The sequence below is a fragment of the Exiguobacterium sp. genome (genome assembly GCF_020832205.1).
Lineage (GTDB): Bacteria > Bacillota > Bacilli > Exiguobacteriales > Exiguobacteriaceae > Exiguobacterium.
In genome coordinates, this window is the sequence record NZ_JAFIFD010000042.1 from 61231 (window position 1) to 78209 (window position 16979).

The window sequence follows — 16979 nt, forward strand, 5'->3', positions numbered from 1 at the left end:
CGGGTTTCCTGGTTTTTTGTACTGAATTTATGAGTGCTTTATGCTAAACTATCACAATGAAAGCAAGCAAAAGGAGAGTATCTGAATGAAACGTCATGAAGCACGAGAGAAAGCGATTCAAACGCTTTTTCAAATCGAAGTATCAAACCTTGAGGTAGAGGACGCGATCGAGTTCGCCCTCGACGGTACGGAATCTGATCCATTTTATGAGCAACTCGTCACGGAGACGCTTGAGAAAAAAGATGAGATCGACGCACTGCTCATCGAAAACTTGAAAAACTGGCGCCTCGACCGGCTCGGAAACGTCGAGCGGACGATTCTCCGTATGGCGACGTACGAGTTGCTCTATGTCGAGACAATCCCTGAAAGTGTCACGATCAACGAGGCGGTTGAACTCGCGAAGTCGTTCGCTGACGAAGAAGCGGCGAAGCTCGTCAACGGCGTACTCGGCAATATCATCAAAGCGTAAACGAACAGAGAGAAGACACCACACCAACTACAGAGAAACCTAACATAACGGGGGATGAGAGAGATGGCAGTAGTGATCGACGGGAAACAAATCGCAACATCGTATCGGCAAACGTTGAAAGAACGGGTAGCGGAACTTCGGGCTAAAGGAATCGTCCCGAAATTGAAAGTCGTGTTAATCGGGGACGACCCGGCCAGTCATAGTTATGTCCGTGGCAAAGAGCGGGCGGCGGCCGAAATCGGCATTGATTCTCAAGTGCTTCGTTTCGACGAGACGGTCACGGAGCGTGAAATTCTCGCCTTGATCGATTCAATGAACGAAGACGACGACCTGCACGGGATTCTCGTGCAACTGCCGCTGCCGAAACATATCGATGAGAACCGCGTCATCATGCGCATTTCTCCTGAGAAAGACGTCGACGGGTTCCACCCGGAGAACGTCGGGAAGATGATGCTCGGTCTCGAGACGTTACTGCCTTGCACGCCGCACGGGATTCTTCATCTCGCGAAACTGCAGACAGACCTCGTCGGGAAGCACGTCGTCGTCGTTGGCCGCAGCCAAATCGTCGGTAAGCCGGTCGGGATGCTGTTTTTGAACGAGTCGGCGACCGTCACGTATTGTCATTCGAAGACGGTCGACCTCGGGGCGATGACCCGTCAAGCCGATATTTTGATCGTCGCGGTCGGACGGGCCGGTCTCGTCACAAAAGACATGGTCAAACCGGGCGCCATCGTCATCGATGTCGGGGTCAATCGCGTCGATAACCGTCTCGTCGGAGATGTGGATTATGAACATGTCAAAGACGTGGCCGGGGCCATCACGCCTGTTCCGGGCGGTGTCGGTCCGATGACGATCACGATGCTCATGCACAATACGGTCGAGGTCGCGTCGCGTGGCTAATCCGCTTCCGGTATCCGAGGTCGTCCGTTATGTGAAACGACAGCTCGACGGTGATCCGGTGTTGCAACAAGTCGCTGTGATCGGCGAAATCTCTAACTTTAAGCGCTACGCTTCCGGGCACTGTTATTTCACGCTCAAAGATGAGTCGTCACGAATGAAGGCGATCATGTTTTCCCGAGATGCGAGGACGTTGACGTTTGACCCGACCGACGGTATGAGCGTCATCGTCGTCGCCCGTGTGACGATGTATGAATCGACCGGAGACGTGCAGTTGTACGTCGAGTTGATGCGTCAAGAAGGTGTTGGTCTCTTATATGAACGCTACGAAGCCCGAAAACGTGAACTCGAGGCGAAAGGGTGGTTCGCCGAGGAGCGCAAACGACCGCTCCCAGCTTTCCCTGAGCGAATCGGAATCGTCACCTCGCCGAAAGGGGCGGCGCTTCACGATATCGCGACAACGCTCAGACGACGTGCCCCGCACGTCGCGATCACGTTCGCGCCGGTCGCGGTCCAAGGAGACACCTCGTCCGTGCAAGTGGCGAATGCGATCCGGTGGATGAACGAACGGACTGACTGTGACGTGTTGATCATCGGCCGCGGCGGCGGCTCGATCGAAGAGTTATGGGCGTTCAATGAAGATGCGGTCGTCGAAGCGATATACGATTCGACGATTCCCGTCATCTCTGCTGTCGGGCATGAGACGGACTTCACGCTGTCCGACTTTGTCGCCGACGTCCGGGCAGCGACCCCGACAGCGGCCGCGGAGCTCGCGACGGCGACGATCGAGGCGCAGCGAAAAGATGTGGAGCGATTGAGTGCGGCGCTCACGCGTGTCGTGACGACGCAAATGACAACGCTCCGGGAACGGGTCGAACGTATGAAAAACAGTTACGGCTTGAAGTCACCTCGCTATACGATCATGCAAAAACGCGAGCGGTTCGCCCAGGCCGAGATCCGGCTCGAGCAAGGCGTCGTCAAACAAGTGACGAGCGTCAAGCATCGTCTTGACGCCTCGGCCCACCGGCTTGACGTCAAGAACTTGATGCAAGTGTTTCGAACGCATGAGGACCGGTTCCGACAATACGAAGGACGGTTCGACCGCATCAAACCGCTCGAGGGACCGACCGATCAGTTGGCCCGCGCCGCGGGACGACTGCAAGCAGTCAGTCCGCTCGCCGTCCTCGCCCGTGGCTACACGTTCATCGAGCAAGACGGCACGTACGTGAAAGATGTCAAACAACTACATGACGGCTTGGTGACGATCCGCTTTCGGGATGGTCACGCTGTCGCGGAAGTGAAGGAGAGACATGATGGCGAAGAAACAAGAACAACAGACGTTTGAAGCCGCACTAGCCCGACTCGAAGAAATCGTCGCTCAGCTCGAGGCCGGCGACGTCGCGCTCGAAGAGGCGATGACGCTCTATGAGGAAGGGGTTCGTTTATCGGCCCTGTGCCAATCGAAGCTCGCGGCAGCCGAGAAAAAGATGGATGAGATTCTTGAACTCGACGGGACGCTCCGGGATAAAGGAGGCGCGTCATGACTCGACAAGTCTCCCTTAGCCGATGGAAACAAGAAGTCGAACGAGCGCTCTCGACGTTCAACGAGCGTTCGGCGATGCCGTCGCGTCTCCACGACGCCATGACGTATTCACTCGAGGCGGGCGGAAAACGAATTCGGCCCGCGCTCGTCTACGCCGTCCTCGAGACGTACGGAAGGCCGCTTTCGCTCGGCCATGAAGTAGCGGCATCACTCGAGATGGTCCATACATACTCACTCATCCATGACGATTTGCCGGCGATGGATGACGACGACGTCCGGCGCGGCCGGCCGACGAATCATCGCCAGTTCGATGAGGCGACCGCGATTCTCGCCGGAGACGCCTTGTTGACCGACGCGTTCGCGCTCCTTGCCTCTACGAACACGTCTCCTGAGAAAGTCGTCGCTTTGGTCGCCTCGTTCGGTCGTGCGGCCGGGAGCCGTGGCATGGTCGGCGGTCAGCTTGACGACATGCTCGCTGAAAAACAGAGCGGGGTCCCGCTCGAGACGCTCCAATCAATCCATGAGCGAAAGACGGGCGCTCTTCTCGTCTATGCGCTCGAAGCGGGCGCCATCCTCGCCGATGCGTCCGAGTCAGACCGGGAAGCGCTCAAAGCGTTCGGTCAGCACCTCGGAATCGCTTTCCAAATCCAAGACGACATTTTGGACGTCGAAGGGGACGAGGCGCTCATCGGCAAGCGTGTCGGCTCAGACGAACAAAATGATAAGACGACGTATCCGAAGCTTCTCGGCTTGGACGGAGCCAAAGCGGCGCTCGACCGAGAGGTGACGATGGCAGAGGCTGAACTTGCCTCATTGTCCGTCGAGGCCCCGCTGTTGCGGGCACTTCTCGCCTTTGTCGTCGGACGCAATCATTGACAGTGGTGACACGATAACACATCGTGTCACCTTTGTTTTTGTGAATGTATGGCATCCTTGGACACATTCTTGTAAAATGTAAGGTACGAATCAGTAATAAGATAGGAGAAAGGATGGTCATCATGGACTTGACATCCATTCAAGACCCGTCATTCCTGAAACGAATGTCGGTAACTGAGATGGAAGCGCTCAGCGCCGACATCCGACGGTTCTTGATTGAAAAATTGGCAGAAACGGGAGGGCATCTGGCGCCGAACCTTGGCGTCGTCGAGTTGACGCTTGCCTTGCACCGTGTATTCGACAGTCCGAACGACCAGCTCGTATGGGACGTAGGGCATCAAGCGTACGTCCACAAAATTTTGACGGGACGGACGAAACAGTTCGATACGCTCCGTCAATACAACGGCTTGTGCGGCTTCCCGAAACGTTGCGAGAGCGACCATGACGTCTGGGAGACCGGGCATAGCTCGACTTCGCTCTCGGCGGCGATGGGAATCGCCATCGCCAACGAATTGAAAGGGTCACAAGACCGTGCCATCGCTATTATCGGGGACGGGGCACTCACCGGAGGGATGGCGCTCGAAGCGCTCAACCATATCGGCGCCGAGAAACAAAACGTGATCGTCATCTTGAACGATAATGAGATGTCAATCGCCCCGAACGTCGGGGCGATGCACAACATGCTCGGACGAATGCGTGCCTCGCGCAAGTTGAAGCATGCCCGCGAGGAGATCGAGTCGCTCATCAAACACATCCCGATCGTCGGTGGACCGCTTGAACGAAGCGGGGAACGCGTCAAAGATATGCTCAAGTCGGCGCTCATCCCAGGAACGTTTTTTGAAGAACTCGGTTTCACATACTTCGGACCGACGGACGGCCATGATTTGAAAGATCTTCTCGAGACGCTCGAGTATGCGAAAAAGATTGACGGACCAGTACTCGTCCACGTCATCACGAAAAAAGGCAAAGGATACCGTCCGGCCGAACTCGACGGTGTCGGGACGTGGCATGGCCTCGGACCGTATAAGATCGAATCAGGGGAAGTCATTAAAGGCAAAGTGAAAGGTCCGAGTTATTCGAAAGTCGTCGCCGAGACGATCACGAAAGTGGCGGAGACGGACGACCGTGTGACACTGATCACGCCAGCGATGAGCGTCGGATCGAAGCTCGACTGCTTCAATGCCAAGTTCCCTGAACGCATGTTTGACGTCGGCATCGCCGAACAGCATGCGGTGACACTCGCAGGCGGTCAGGCGACGCAAGGGTTGAAACCGGTCGTCTCGATTTATTCGACTTTCTTCCAACGCGCCTACGATCAACTCGTGCACGATATTTGCCGTCAAAACTTGAACGTTGTCTTCACGATTGACCGTTCCGGTCTCGTCGGTGCGGACGGGGAGACGCACCAAGGCGTGTTCGATATCGCCTTCATGCGCCATGTGCCGAACATCCGCATCTTGATGGCGAAAGATGAAGCCGAGCTGCAACGACTCGTCTATTCGGCGCTCCGTTACGATGACGGTCCGATCGCGATCCGCTTCCCGCGCGGAGAAGGCATCGGTGTCCCGATGAGCGATACGCTTCAAGAGCTCCCGCTAGACGTTTGGGAAGTCGAGGCCGAAGGAACGGACGTCGCCATCTTGACGTTCGGTCCGCAAGTGCAAGACGCGCTCGAAGTACGAGCATTGTTAGAAGGACAAGTGAGCGTCCGTGTCATCAACTGTCGGACGATCAAACCGCTCGACGACGTCATGCTCACATCGCTCTATGAAGAAGGCATCCCGCTCGTGACACTCGAAGAGGCGGTGCTAGCCGGAGGGTTCGGCAGCAGCGTCCTCGAACACGCCAGCGATGCGAGACAGTTCCCGCGTGTCCTGCGACTCGGCATCCCGGATCGTTATATCGAGCACGGCGGCGTCAACCAACTACTTGAAGAGATCGGGCTCAGACCGTCACAAATCGCCGAATCGGTACAACAATTCGTCCAAGTGACAAATCGACAGAATGTGTGAGGAACTATGGAAAAACGAAAGAAAACTAGATTAGACGTATTACTCGTCGACCGCGGATTAGCGGAGACGAGAGAGAAAGCGAAACGGTCCGTCATGGCTGGACTCGTCTACAGCGGGACAGAACGGCTCGACAAGGCGGGCGATAAAGTGTTCGATGACATCCCGCTCGAAGTGAAAGGGCAAGTCATCCCATACGTCGGACGGGGCGGGCTCAAGCTTGAAAAAGCGCTCGCCGTGTTTCCGCTCGATGTGACTGACAAAGTCGGGATCGACATCGGTTCCTCGACCGGCGGTTTCACTGACTGTGCCCTTCAAAATGGCGCCCGTCAGATGTATGCGGTCGATGTCGGCTATAACCAACTCGCTTGGAAACTTCGGAGCGACGAACGCGTCGTCGTCATGGAACGGGTGAACTTCCGTCATGCGACGGCAGACCAATTCGCGGTCGCCCCGGATTTTGCGACGATTGACGTCTCGTTCATCTCGCTTCGGTTGATGATTCCGCCGCTCAAGCACATCTTGAAACCGGATGGCGTCGTCATGGCCCTCGTCAAACCACAGTTCGAGGCCGGTAAAGCGGACGTCGGCAAAAAAGGCATCGTCCGTGACCGGGCTGTCCATGAACGGGTCGTCGCTGACATGGTGCGCTATTTTGCCTCAGAAGGCTTCCACGTCGAAGGACTCGACTTCTCGCCGATTACCGGCGGGGACGGGAACATCGAATTTCTGTTGTTCGCCCGCTTCACCGGTGTCGGTGGGGTCGACCCAGCGCTCGACGTGTCCGCGGTCATCGAAGCGGCTCATACGCAATTGAAAAAGAACGCATGACCTGCAGACATTCGTCTGCAGGTTTTTTGATAGACGAACGAAGGACAGGATGATTGAATTCATCTTTCGAAAGCTAGACCTTTTTTCGACAATACTTTAGAATGAACATGAGTATGTGAAACGGAAAAAGAGGTGTCAGCGAGGATGAACAAAGGACAGCGCTTGATTAAAATTCGTGAGATTGTCACAAATCGTGAGGTCGAGACGCAAGATGAACTCGTGGACGAACTGCATCGCGCCGGATATCCGGTGACGCAGGCGACCGTGTCGCGAGACATTAAAGAACTGCATCTCGTGAAAGTACCGCTCAACGACGGACGGTATAAATACAGTCTCCCAGCCGACCAACGCTTCAATCCGTACGGAAAGATGAAGCGGATCTTGGGGGACAGCTTCGTCTCGGTCGACTCGGCCCAAAACTTGGTCGTCATGAAAGTGTTGCCTGGCAATGCCGATGCGATCGGCGTCTTGATCGACCACTTGTCGTGGGACGAATTGATCGGCACGGTATGTGGGGACGATACGATCTTGATGATCGCCCGCGATGAGCGGCAAGCGAAGCAAATCATCGAACGACTACTCGGAATGTTATGAGGTGAATGAACGTATGTTAGCAGAACTGTCGATCAAACAATTTGCGATCATCGATGAGTTGAACATCGGATTCAATCGAGGGATGACGGTGCTTACCGGGGAAACGGGCGCCGGGAAGTCGATTTTGCTCGACGCGATCGGCCTTCTCGTCGGTGGACGAGGCTCGAGCGAGTTCGTCCGCTACGGTCAAGACAAGGCGGAGATCGAGGGACTGTTCATCGTCGAAGCCGGACACCCGATTCTTGAGGCGGCGCAACAGTACGGCATCGACATCGAGGAAGGGACGGTCATCTTGCGCCGTGATCTACATAGCAGCGGTAAAAGTGTCTGTCGCGTCAACGGAAAGATGATGCCGCTCTCGACGTTGCGAGAGCTAGGGCGTCTTCTCGTCGACATCCACGGGCAACATGAGCATCAACATTTGATGGACGCCGAATATCATCTCGGCATTTTGGATAACTTTGCCGAGGCTGAAGTGACGCCGCTCCTTGAACAGTACCGGCAAGCGTACGCCGCTTACAACGCCGTCGCGACCGAATTGAAACGGCTCAGCCAAAGCGAACAAGAGTTGGCGCAACGGATGGACTTGTTGGCGTTTCAAACGAATGAGATCGAGGCGGCGGCACTGAATATCGGGGAAGAGCAAGCGCTCACGGAAGAGCGGGATGAACTCGCGAACTTTGAACGGATTCACCAACACGTCCGTCTGTCGTACGAGGCCGTCGCCGACGAGTCGAGAGGTCTCGACCAAATCGGCATGGCGATGCGGGAGATGGAAGAGGCGTCGACGTTATCGTCTTCGCTGCAGCCGATGAGTGAGACGATCTCAAATGCTTACTTCATGTTGGAAGACGCCAAATTTCAGCTCAGGGACCAGCTCGATTCGCTCGAGTTCGATCCGGTCCGTCTCGACGAGATCGAGACGCGCCTCGCTTTGTTCCAACAGTTGAAACGGAAATACGGGGCGACAATCGATGAAGTCATCGCCTACGGTGAAAAAGTGGCGGACGAGTTAAAATCGATGACGAATCGGGAAGAACATCTTCAAGAACTAACCGACCGGCTCGCAACGCTCGAGACGAGCGTACGCGAGACGGGACTCGCCCTCTCGGCGGCCCGGAAGCGTGCCGCCACTGGTCTTGAGGAAGCGATTCATCGTGAGTTGCAGGAACTGTATATGGAAAAGACGCGGTTTGAAGTCCGTTTCAAAGAGAGCGGATACAGGGCGGACGGACTTGACCAAGTCGAGTTTTACATGATGACGAACGTCGGTGAGCCGTTCAAGCCACTGGCGAAAGTTGCCTCGGGTGGAGAATTGTCACGAGTCATGCTCGCCTTGAAATCGATCTTTTCACGGACGGTCGGAGTCGCCTCAATCATCTTTGATGAAGTCGATACGGGTGTATCCGGCCGCGTCGCGCAAGCGATGGGCGAGAAGATTTTCCGTCTGTCGGTCGGCTCACAAGTGCTCTGTATCACGCATTTGGCGCAAGTGGCCGCAATGGCCGACCAGCATTTGTATATCACGAAGTCAGAGACCGACGAGCGCACGAAGACGAACGTCAGCACGCTCGACCGGTCTGAGCGCATCGACGAACTCGGCCGGATGATTGCCGGGGCGCAAATGACGGAGTTGACGAAGCAGCATGTGGAGGAACTGCTCGATATGTCCCTCCAACTAAAACGGAAGTTCATCGAAGGAGTGTCTTAATTGATTACATTATGCATCGCGGACGACAATCGAGAAATCGTCGATTTGTTGACCCGCCAACTAGAGACCGAGACCGATTTGAAGGTCGTCGGGACTGCCTTTGACGGCGAGGCGTGCTTAGACGTCGTCAAGACACACCAACCAGACGTGTTGTTGCTAGACATCATCATGCCTCATCTCGACGGCATCGGGGTGCTCGAACGGCTCCAGGACGAAATGGACAAGGCGAAGCCGGAAGTCATCATGCTCAGCGCGTTCGGGAAAGACGAAGTCACGAAGCAAGCCGTTCAACTCGGTGCTTCCTACTTTCTCGTCAAACCGTTCAACATCCAACAATTGATCGCCAAAATCCGGGAACTCGCTGCCGGCTCGAACCGTGAGTTCGAAGCGATGTCGCCGGAAGAACTCGACATTTCGCTCTTGTTGCAACAGCTCGGCATCTCGCCGCGCATCAAAGGATTCAAGTATATCCGTCAAGCGGTCATTTACGTCCGGGAACGCCAAGAATTGCTCGGTCTGATCACGAAAGAGCTGTACCCGATGATCGCCAAAGAACATGAGACGACGTCGTCTCGTGTCGAGCGGGCGATGCGTCATGCCATCAAGACGGCGTGGGAGAACGGCATGCGTGATCATGAAATGTTCAATGGACGCCCGGAACGCGAGCGCAGTCCGAAAAACTCAGAATTTATTTCTTATTTCGTTACGTACCAATCGTTCAAGCATCAATAATGAGGGAATCAGGGGCACCCCTGATTTTCTTTTACATTGTGAAGGAAAGCGCTTGCAATTTTCTCGTTACTTGTTATAATAAAGGTGTACCAAGTTACTTGGACGAGCGTCAGATGAGCGCTTTCTAGTCTGTTCCGGAACAGGGTAGAGCAAGAAATCATCTCGGTTCGCCATCCGTCAATGGCTCAGAGGTGGGAACGACATCTCAAATCGTCACAACGTCCCGACGAGAGGTCGCGACGTTCGCTCATTCGCGAGACGGTTCTGGTCACGGTTCGAAGCTAGGGACCGCGCCAGGGAAAACGAATCGTTCAGTTGACCAAAAGGAGTGTTGTCAACCGTTGAACAGTTTATGGCAAGCGTTCGACTTCACGATGGATGGTTTGACATGACCCGATGAATTTACGTTAGTAACTCGAATGGGTACGTTTCCGTTCACGCAAGACGGCAGTTACTAGTTTCTTTCAAACTTCTTCATTAAGAAGACCGTTGGTCATCATGTCACGAGTAGTATAGCAAGTAGGAGAGGAGATCATCCGTAGTGATCACAATTCAATATGAATAAAAAGGTTCCGCACTTGAAATGAAGTCAAGTTAGGGAACCTTTTTTTTGTGTGCACCGAATTTTCATTATGAGTCTATTCGAGGTACTTTGCCTGTTTTCTTGTCTCGGTTGAAGATGTAGCCTGCGACGAAACCGATTCCGCCCATGGCGATCAACAATCCGAACGTCCCTTGGAGCATCGACGCGGCAGCGACCGACTCGATCCAAGAGAACGGGGCGCTCGTCTTCAAGAAGAAACTGTCACGTAACAGTTTAATGCCGTAAACACCGAGTAGGCCGGGGACGATTAGGATCAGAAGCGCGATGACACGCATAAAATCTCCTCCTTTTCCACTCATTATTTTACCAGAAAACGAGAAGGCCGACACGGTCTTTTTCAGATGGTTGCGAAAGCCGGCTCGTTTCAGTAGCATGAATGCAGATACAGAAATGGGGGAATGATGAATGAATAAACGTCTGCTCATTGTCGGTGCGGGAAGAGGCGGCACCGAGGTGCTGAAGATGCTCCTCGATTCGCCGCTCGTCACGGTCGTCGCCGTCGTCGATTCGGACGCAAATGCCGAAGGGTTGAAACTCGCACGGGGACGGGGGATCGAAGTCGCCGGGGACTGGCGCGTCTGTGCCGATAAGAAAATTGATTTCGTCATCGAGACGACGGGGAAATCCGAGACGTTCCATGAACTGAGGAACCACTTCACGGAGGCGGTCGTCTTACCGGGCGAGTTCATCCGGGTCGTCGTCGAGCGCTTAAAGCAAAACCAGCAAATGCTCGAAGCGATCATCGACTGCACGAGCGAAGCGATCTCAGTGGCCGATCATAACGGGAACACGATTTTGATCAACCCGTCTTACACGCGACTGACCGGGTTTAAAAAAGAAGACGTCGTCGACAAACCGGCGACGGCCGACATCGGCATGCAAGAGAGCGTTCATTTGAAAGTGCTGTCTACAGGCAAAGGCGTGCGGGACATCCGCATGCAAATCGGCGCGACACGGCGCGACATCCTCGTCAACGCCGAGCCGATCATCGTCGAGGGAAAATTGCGCGGGTCGGTCGGGGTCATTCGCGACGTCTCCCAGATCAGGGCGCTCCGTGACGAACTGCAAGAAGCAAAGACGCGGATCCGCAACTTGGAGGCGAAGTACCAGTTCGCCGACATCATCGCGACGAGCGAAGCGATGCGTTTCGTCATCGAACAGGCGCGTCTGGCCGCACTCACACCGGTGACGGTGCTCATTCGCGGGGAATCCGGTACCGGGAAAGAGCTGTTCGCCCACGCGATTCATGGCGAATCGCCTCGCAAGTATAAGAAGTTTGTCCGTGTCAACTGCGCGGCCATCTCACCGACGTTGTTAGAGAGCGAGTTGTTCGGTTATGAGGACGGGGCGTTCAGCGGAGCGAAGCGAGGCGGGAAAGTCGGATACTTTGAGGAAGCGGACGGCGGCTCATTGTTTTTAGACGAGATCGGGGAGTTGCCGCTCGACGTGCAAGTCAAGCTGCTCCGAGTTCTCCAGGAGCATGAGATCGTCCGTGTCGGCGGGACGAACGCCATTCCGGTCGACGTCCGAATCATCGCGGCCACGAACGCGGACCTCGAACAAAAAGTCGCTGACGGGACGTTCCGGGAAGACTTATATTATCGAATCAACCGGATGCCGATTTACATCCCGCCGCTCCGTGACCGGCTCGAAGAAATCGAGCCCCTATCCGAACGCATCATCCGGAAACTGAACCAAGAGTATGGTCGCAGCGTCCGCGGCATCGAGGCGGAGGCGGTCGAACTGCTCAAGACCCAGCATTGGAAAGGGAACGTGCGGGAGCTTGAGAACGTGCTCGGCCGGGCGATGATCTATATGGCGAGCACGGAACAAGAAATCGCACCGCATCACCTCCAATTGTCGCCTCGCGTCACGACGGCGCGAGCGGCTGAGGCGCTCTCCCTTCAAGATGCCGTCGCCCGATACGAGCGAGATTTGATTGAACGCGCCATCGCCGAAGCGGACGGCAATAAGTCGGAAGCGGCACGACGCTTACACATCTCGATTCGGACGTTGTATAATAAACTTGAGCGTATGCAATAATATGCATGCAATTAATTACATGACGTGAAGAAAAATACATGGTGAACGTCGTGATGAAGCGCTTTCAATAATGGAAACAAACTTGCATATTAGTAAGTGAAGCATCGTTAGGGGGGACACATATGAATTTTGAACAGATGCTCGCGAAGGCGACACAACTGGAGGGATGTACCGTCTCCATCGCCGGGGCGGCGGACGTGGAAGTGATTCGAGCGGTCAAGCTCGCGACCGACCACGGCCTGTCACGTTTCATCTTGATCGGGGATGCTCGAGAAATCAAGCGTCTCTGTGATGCCGAGGCGATCGCCGAGACGGATATCGACATCCTCCACGTGAAAGGGGAGGCCGAGATCGCCAAACGGGCGACGATGGCCGTCCGTAACGGGGAGGCGGATGTGCTCATGAAAGGAATGGTCGCGACGTCGACGTTCATGAAGGCGGTGCTCAGCCGGGAGTCGGGTCTCCGGACGAGCCGCACGCTCAGTCACGTCGCCTTGTTCCAAATCCCGAACCGAGACCGTCTCATCGGTGTGACCGACGCAGCGATCCACATCGCGCCGTCACTCGAGGAGAAAGTCGAAATCATTCATAACGCGGTCGGAGCGATGCGAGACATCGGTTACGAGTTGCCGAAAGTGGCCGCGATTGGGGCCGTCGAAGTCGTCAATCCACAAATGGCCGCGACGACGGATGCCGCGCTCCTGACCCAAATGAACCGGCGCGGACAAATCAAAGGGTGTGTCGTCGACGGGCCGCTCGCTCTCGACAATGCTGTCGACATGGCCGCTGCCAAGCAAAAAGGAATTGACAGTGACGTTGCCGGACAAGCCGACTTACTGCTCGTCCCATACATAGAGGTCGGCAACGTCCTTTATAAGTCAATCATGTACTTCGCCGAGGCAAGTGTCGCGGCAATCGTCGTCGGTGCGAGTGCACCGGTCGTATTGACGAGCCGGGCCGACACGGCCGAGGCAAAACTATATTCGCTCGCTTTCGCATTGTTACATGCCAAAAACTAAACATTTCCTAGGAGGAATTATCAATGATGGAGACTAACATGGAACCACGCTTTCGCATTTTTGACGTATTGCAGGCAGAAGACTACGAACAGATCGTATTTTGCCAAGATCAAGCGTCGGGCTTGAAGGCGATCATCGCGATCCATGATACGACGCTAGGACCAGCACTCGGGGGACTGCGGATGTGGAATTACGAGTCAGAAGAGGCGGCGCTCACGGACGTCCTGCGTCTCGCCAAAGGCATGACGTATAAAAATGCCGCTGCCGGACTCAACCTCGGAGGCGGGAAGGCGGTCATTATCGGCAACGCCAAGACGGACAAGTCAGAGGCGCTCTTCCGTGCGTTCGGTCGTTACGTCCAATCACTGAGCGGTCGCTATATCACGGCTGAAGACGTCAACACATCGGTGGCGGACATGGATTTCATCCATATGGAGACAGACTATGTCACCGGTGTCAGTCCGGCGTTCGGTTCGAGCGGCAACCCGTCCCCGGTGACAGCATACGGGGTATATCGCGGGATGAAGGCGGCGGCGAAATGGAAGTTTGGGTCGGACTCACTCGCCGGCAAGACAGTCGCCGTCCAAGGAGTCGGTAACGTCGCTTATAACTTGTGCCGCCATTTGCACGAGGAAGGGGCACACTTGGTCGTGACGGATATTAACGAAGAAGCGCTCAAACGGGCCGAGACGGACTTTGGGGCAACGGTCGTCAAACCGGACGAGATTTACGCGGTCGATTGCGATATTTTCGCACCGTGTGCCCTCGGCGCAGTCATCAATGACTCGACGATCCCGCAACTGAAAGCACAGATCGTCGCCGGAGCGGCGAACAACCAGCTCGCGGAAGACCGCCACGGTGACGTGCTAGAAGACCGGGGCATCTTGTACGCGCCGGACTTCGTCATCAATGCCGGCGGCGTCATCAACGTGGCCGACGAACTCGAAGGTTACAACCGCGAACGCGCCATGAAGAAAGTCGAACTCATCTATGACAACATGTTGCGTGTCTTCGAGATCGCCGAGCGTGACGGGGTGCCGACGCACGTCGCCGCCGAGAAGATGGCCGAAGAGCGGATCGCGATGATGTCCCGGTCGCGCAGCCAGTTCTTGAAAGTTGAAAAAAGCTTGCTAGGTGGGCGATAAGATGTCACGACAACTCATCCTCGCCATCAATCCAGGCTCGACGTCGACAAAAGTCGGTCTGTTCGACGGGGCCGACGAGATGTTGACGAAAACGGTGCGGCACGGACAAGACGTCACAGGATTGTCACTTCCGGAACAACTGCCTTATCGGGAGCAAGAAGTGCGCGACTTGTTGACCGAATCAAATATCGCGGGCGAGTCGTTGTCAGCCATCGTCGGTCGGGGCGGACTGCTCGCCCCGATGCCTTCGGGCACGTACGCCGTCAACGCCCAGATGCGTGAAGATTTAGCGAGCGGACGCTTCGGTGTCCACGCCTCGAACTTAGGGGGACTGATCGCATATCGGCTCGGTGAATTATTTCAAGTACCGAATTTTATCGTGGACCCGGTCGTTGTCGACGAGCTCCAACCGGTCGCCCGACCGACGGGGATGCCGGAAATCAATCGACGCAGCATTTTCCACGCCTTGAACCAAAAAGCGGTCGGGAAGCGGTTCGCGGCTGAAAATGGAAGCGATTACACGGATTTGAACTTGATCATCGCCCATCTCGGGGGCGGCATCACCGTCGGGGCGCATGAAAAAGGACAAGTCATCGATGTGAACAATGGACTCGACGGAGACGGGCCGCTCGCTCCAGAACGGGCCGGCTCGATTCCAGTTGGACAGGTAGTAGAACTATGTTATAGTACCAGGTATAAAGAATCGGAGATGAAACAGAAAATCGTCGGACGCGGAGGGCTCTACGCCCATCTCGGCACGTATGACGCCATCGAGATCGAAGAGCGGATGACCGGCGGTGATGAACAGGCATCCCGTCTTTATGAAACGATGGCGTACCGGGTCGCTCAAGAAATTGCCAAGCACGGTGCCACGCTCTCGGGACAAGTTGATGCCATTCTGTTGACAGGCGGCATCGCTTATTCAGAATGGTTGACCGACTACATTAAACAGCGGGTCAGTTACTTGGCGCCAGTTCACGTCTATCCTGGCGAAGATGAACTGAAAGCGCTCGCCGAAGGAGCACTCCGCGTCATCGGCCAACAAGAAACAGTTCGACACTATGAGGGGGATACACATGGCACGAGAATTTGACATCGTCGTCATCGGCGGCGGTCCTGGCGGATACGTGGCCGCGATCAAGGCGGCCCAAGCCGGAAAACAAGTAGCGATCGTGGAAGCATCCAAGCTCGGAGGGACATGCCTACATAAAGGGTGCATCCCGACGAAAGCACTGTTGAAGGCGGCGCACGTCTACCAGACGGCTAAACACGGAGAGATGTATGGCGTCGAAACAGGGACCGTCTCGTTCAACCTTGGACGGGCCCAAACGTTCAAACGTGAACTCGTGGCAGGACTCGAGAAAGGTATCGAGCATTTGATGAAGCATGGGAAGATCGAAGTGTTTCGCGGGAAAGCCTCGATTCTCGGGCCGAGCATATTCTCTCCGCAACCAGGCACGGTCGCCGTCGAGGACGAATCAGGCGAATCCGAACTGCTCTTGCCAAACCAGTTGATCATCGCGACAGGATCGATTCCGCGTGAACTGCCCGGCTTGCCGTTCGACCATGAACGCATCTTGAACTCTGACGACTTACTCCAGTTTGAACAGTTGCCGAAAGCCATCGCCATCGTAGGCGGAGGTGTCATCGGTGTCGAATGGGCCTCGATGCTCATCGACCTTGACGTCGACGTGACGTTGATCGAAGTCGGGGAACGGCTTCTCCCGCTCGAGGACAAAGCCGTCTCACGAGAAGTCGAACGCTTGCTCAAAAAACGTGGCGTCCGTGTGAAGAAAAATGTGACGGTCGACCCGGAACAGACGAGCGTTTCAAAAGACGCGGTCGAACTGAAAGTCGGGGAAGAGACGATCTCGGTCGATTGTGTCCTCGTCTCCGTCGGGCGTGTCGCCAACACGGAACACCTCGGTTTGCAAAACACGTCGATCGTCGTCGAGAACGGTGTCATTCAAGTCGATGAACAGTATCGAACGAAAGAACGCCACATCTTTGCGATCGGTGACTGCATCGGCAAACTCCAACTCGCCCACGTCGCCTCTGCCGAAGGGGTCAAGGCGGTCGAGACGATCCTCGGTCACGAACCGACCCCGCTCGACTACAACTTGATTCCACGCTGCGTGTACGGTGTGCCGGAAGTGGCATCGGTTGGATTGACGGAAGAAGCGGCGAAAGCATCCGGACGTGACGTCAAAACAGGCACTTACCGCTTCAACGGACTCGGTAAAGCCCGGATCGAAGGTCAGGCGGACGGGTTCGTCAAACTCGTCTCCGACAAAGAGACCGACGACCTTCTCGGGGTTCACATCGTCGGTCCGAAAGCGACGGAGTTGATCACAGAAGGCGGGCTCGCCCTCGTCTTGAACGCGACGGCATGGGAGATGGGACAACTCGTCCATCCACACCCGGCACTGAGCGAGGCTTTCCAAGAAGCGGCACTCGCCGTAGACGGCTTACCGATTCACGCCTAAGGAGGAAACGGAAATGGAAC

The 16979-nt window shown here is 55.5% G+C and carries 16 protein-coding genes; 15 read left to right on the forward strand and 1 reads right to left on the reverse strand.

Features of this window, described 5'->3' with window-relative positions; genetic code table 11:
- The first annotated feature begins 85 nt into the window (after positions 1-85).
- The 10 genes from nusB to spo0A all read left to right on the forward strand — a co-directional run bounded on the left by nusB (position 86) and on the right by spo0A (position 9662).
- Positions 86-469 carry a transcription antitermination factor NusB gene (gene nusB, locus JJU47_RS11340; protein WP_228619466.1) on the forward strand — a complete coding sequence of 128 codons (384 nt, stop codon included), beginning with the start codon at positions 86-88 and terminating at the stop codon, positions 467-469.
- A 63-nt stretch (positions 470-532) separates the two neighbouring features.
- On the forward strand, positions 533-1369 hold the full coding sequence (locus tag JJU47_RS11345) for a bifunctional 5,10-methylenetetrahydrofolate dehydrogenase/5,10-methenyltetrahydrofolate cyclohydrolase (protein WP_228619469.1): 837 nt from the start codon (positions 533-535) through the stop codon (positions 1367-1369).
- Positions 1362-2711, forward strand: a complete 1350-nt coding sequence (gene xseA / locus JJU47_RS11350; RefSeq protein ID WP_228619471.1) for an exodeoxyribonuclease VII large subunit — start codon at positions 1362-1364, stop codon at positions 2709-2711. Before JJU47_RS11345 ends, xseA begins: the two co-directional genes overlap by 8 nt.
- On the forward strand, positions 2677-2910 hold the full coding sequence (gene xseB / locus JJU47_RS11355) for an exodeoxyribonuclease VII small subunit (protein WP_483298128.1): 234 nt from the start codon (positions 2677-2679) through the stop codon (positions 2908-2910). The genes xseA and xseB overlap by 35 nt, the downstream gene beginning before the upstream one ends.
- Complete coding sequence (locus JJU47_RS11360; RefSeq protein WP_228619476.1) at positions 2907-3785, forward strand: polyprenyl synthetase family protein; 879 nt, start codon at positions 2907-2909, stop codon at positions 3783-3785. Before xseB ends, JJU47_RS11360 begins: the two co-directional genes overlap by 4 nt.
- 122 nt (positions 3786-3907) lie before the next feature.
- Positions 3908-5797 (forward strand): 1-deoxy-D-xylulose-5-phosphate synthase, encoded by a 1890-nt coding sequence (gene dxs / locus JJU47_RS11365; protein ID WP_228619479.1) that lies wholly within the window; start codon positions 3908-3910, stop codon positions 5795-5797.
- Positions 5798-5803: 6 nt separating this feature from the next.
- Positions 5804-6625: a TlyA family RNA methyltransferase gene (locus tag JJU47_RS11370; RefSeq protein WP_228619481.1), complete on the forward strand. Its 822-nt coding sequence runs from the start codon at positions 5804-5806 to the stop codon at positions 6623-6625.
- Positions 6626-6769: 144 nt separating this feature from the next.
- Positions 6770-7219, forward strand: a complete 450-nt coding sequence (gene ahrC, locus JJU47_RS11375; RefSeq protein WP_024371524.1) for a transcriptional regulator AhrC/ArgR — start codon at positions 6770-6772, stop codon at positions 7217-7219.
- Positions 7220-7232: 13 nt separating this feature from the next.
- Positions 7233-8930 carry a DNA repair protein RecN gene (recN, locus tag JJU47_RS11380; protein ID WP_228619485.1) on the forward strand — a complete coding sequence of 566 codons (1698 nt, stop codon included), beginning with the start codon at positions 7233-7235 and terminating at the stop codon, positions 8928-8930.
- Positions 8931-9662: a sporulation transcription factor Spo0A gene (gene spo0A, locus JJU47_RS11385; protein WP_228619488.1), complete on the forward strand. Its 732-nt coding sequence runs from the start codon at positions 8931-8933 to the stop codon at positions 9660-9662.
- Positions 9663-10292: 630 nt separating this feature from the next.
- Here spo0A and JJU47_RS11390 read toward each other — a convergent pair.
- Entirely contained in the window at positions 10293-10541 is a 249-nt protein-coding gene (locus JJU47_RS11390) for a DUF2627 family protein (RefSeq protein WP_228619490.1), read from the reverse strand.
- Between the two features lie 130 nt (positions 10542-10671).
- Here JJU47_RS11390 and JJU47_RS11395 point away from each other — a divergent pair, with 130 nt between their 5' ends.
- The 5 genes from JJU47_RS11395 to lpdA all read left to right on the forward strand — a co-directional run bounded on the left by JJU47_RS11395 (position 10672) and on the right by lpdA (position 16959).
- The gene (locus JJU47_RS11395) at positions 10672-12309 is read left to right on the forward strand and encodes a sigma 54-interacting transcriptional regulator (RefSeq protein ID WP_228619492.1); all 1638 of its coding nucleotides are present in this window, start codon (positions 10672-10674) and stop codon (positions 12307-12309) included.
- A gap of 86 nt (positions 12310-12395) precedes the next feature.
- A complete protein-coding gene (gene yqiS / locus JJU47_RS11400) occupies positions 12396-13328 on the forward strand; it encodes a phosphate butyryltransferase (RefSeq protein WP_228619568.1) in 933 nt (310 codons plus the stop codon).
- A 23-nt stretch (positions 13329-13351) separates the two neighbouring features.
- Positions 13352-14473: a Glu/Leu/Phe/Val family dehydrogenase gene (locus JJU47_RS11405; protein ID WP_228619494.1), complete on the forward strand. Its 1122-nt coding sequence runs from the start codon at positions 13352-13354 to the stop codon at positions 14471-14473.
- A gap of 1 nt (position 14474) precedes the next feature.
- Positions 14475-15566: a butyrate kinase gene (gene buk, locus JJU47_RS11410; protein WP_228619496.1), complete on the forward strand. Its 1092-nt coding sequence runs from the start codon at positions 14475-14477 to the stop codon at positions 15564-15566.
- Entirely contained in the window at positions 15550-16959 is a 1410-nt protein-coding gene (gene lpdA / locus JJU47_RS11415; protein WP_228619498.1) for a dihydrolipoyl dehydrogenase, read from the forward strand. Before buk ends, lpdA begins: the two co-directional genes overlap by 17 nt.
- Positions 16960-16979: the final 20 nt, after the last annotated feature.

Excerpts from the sequence above, each read along its gene's own strand:
- xseB (WP_483298128.1), top strand. The coding sequence starts at position 2,677 with ATGATGGCGAAGAAACAAGAACAACAGACGTTTGAAGCCGCACTAGCC.
- nusB (WP_228619466.1), top strand. The coding sequence starts at position 86 with ATGAAACGTCATGAAGCACGAGAGAAAGCGATTCAAACGCTTTTTCAA.
- JJU47_RS11345 (WP_228619469.1), top strand. The coding sequence starts at position 533 with ATGGCAGTAGTGATCGACGGGAAACAAATCGCAACATCGTATCGGCAA.
- recN (WP_228619485.1), top strand. The coding sequence starts at position 7,233 with ATGTTAGCAGAACTGTCGATCAAACAATTTGCGATCATCGATGAGTTG.
- JJU47_RS11390 (WP_228619490.1), bottom strand. The coding sequence starts at position 10,541 with ATGCGTGTCATCGCGCTTCTGATCCTAATCGTCCCCGGCCTACTCGGT.
- ahrC (WP_024371524.1), top strand. The coding sequence starts at position 6,770 with ATGAACAAAGGACAGCGCTTGATTAAAATTCGTGAGATTGTCACAAAT.
- lpdA (WP_228619498.1), top strand. The coding sequence starts at position 15,550 with ATGGCACGAGAATTTGACATCGTCGTCATCGGCGGCGGTCCTGGCGGA.
- JJU47_RS11360 (WP_228619476.1), top strand. The coding sequence starts at position 2,907 with ATGACTCGACAAGTCTCCCTTAGCCGATGGAAACAAGAAGTCGAACGA.
- dxs (WP_228619479.1), top strand. The coding sequence starts at position 3,908 with ATGGACTTGACATCCATTCAAGACCCGTCATTCCTGAAACGAATGTCG.
- JJU47_RS11395 (WP_228619492.1), top strand. The coding sequence starts at position 10,672 with ATGAATAAACGTCTGCTCATTGTCGGTGCGGGAAGAGGCGGCACCGAG.
- buk (WP_228619496.1), top strand. The coding sequence starts at position 14,475 with ATGTCACGACAACTCATCCTCGCCATCAATCCAGGCTCGACGTCGACA.
- JJU47_RS11370 (WP_228619481.1), top strand. The coding sequence starts at position 5,804 with ATGGAAAAACGAAAGAAAACTAGATTAGACGTATTACTCGTCGACCGC.
- JJU47_RS11405 (WP_228619494.1), top strand. The coding sequence starts at position 13,352 with ATGATGGAGACTAACATGGAACCACGCTTTCGCATTTTTGACGTATTG.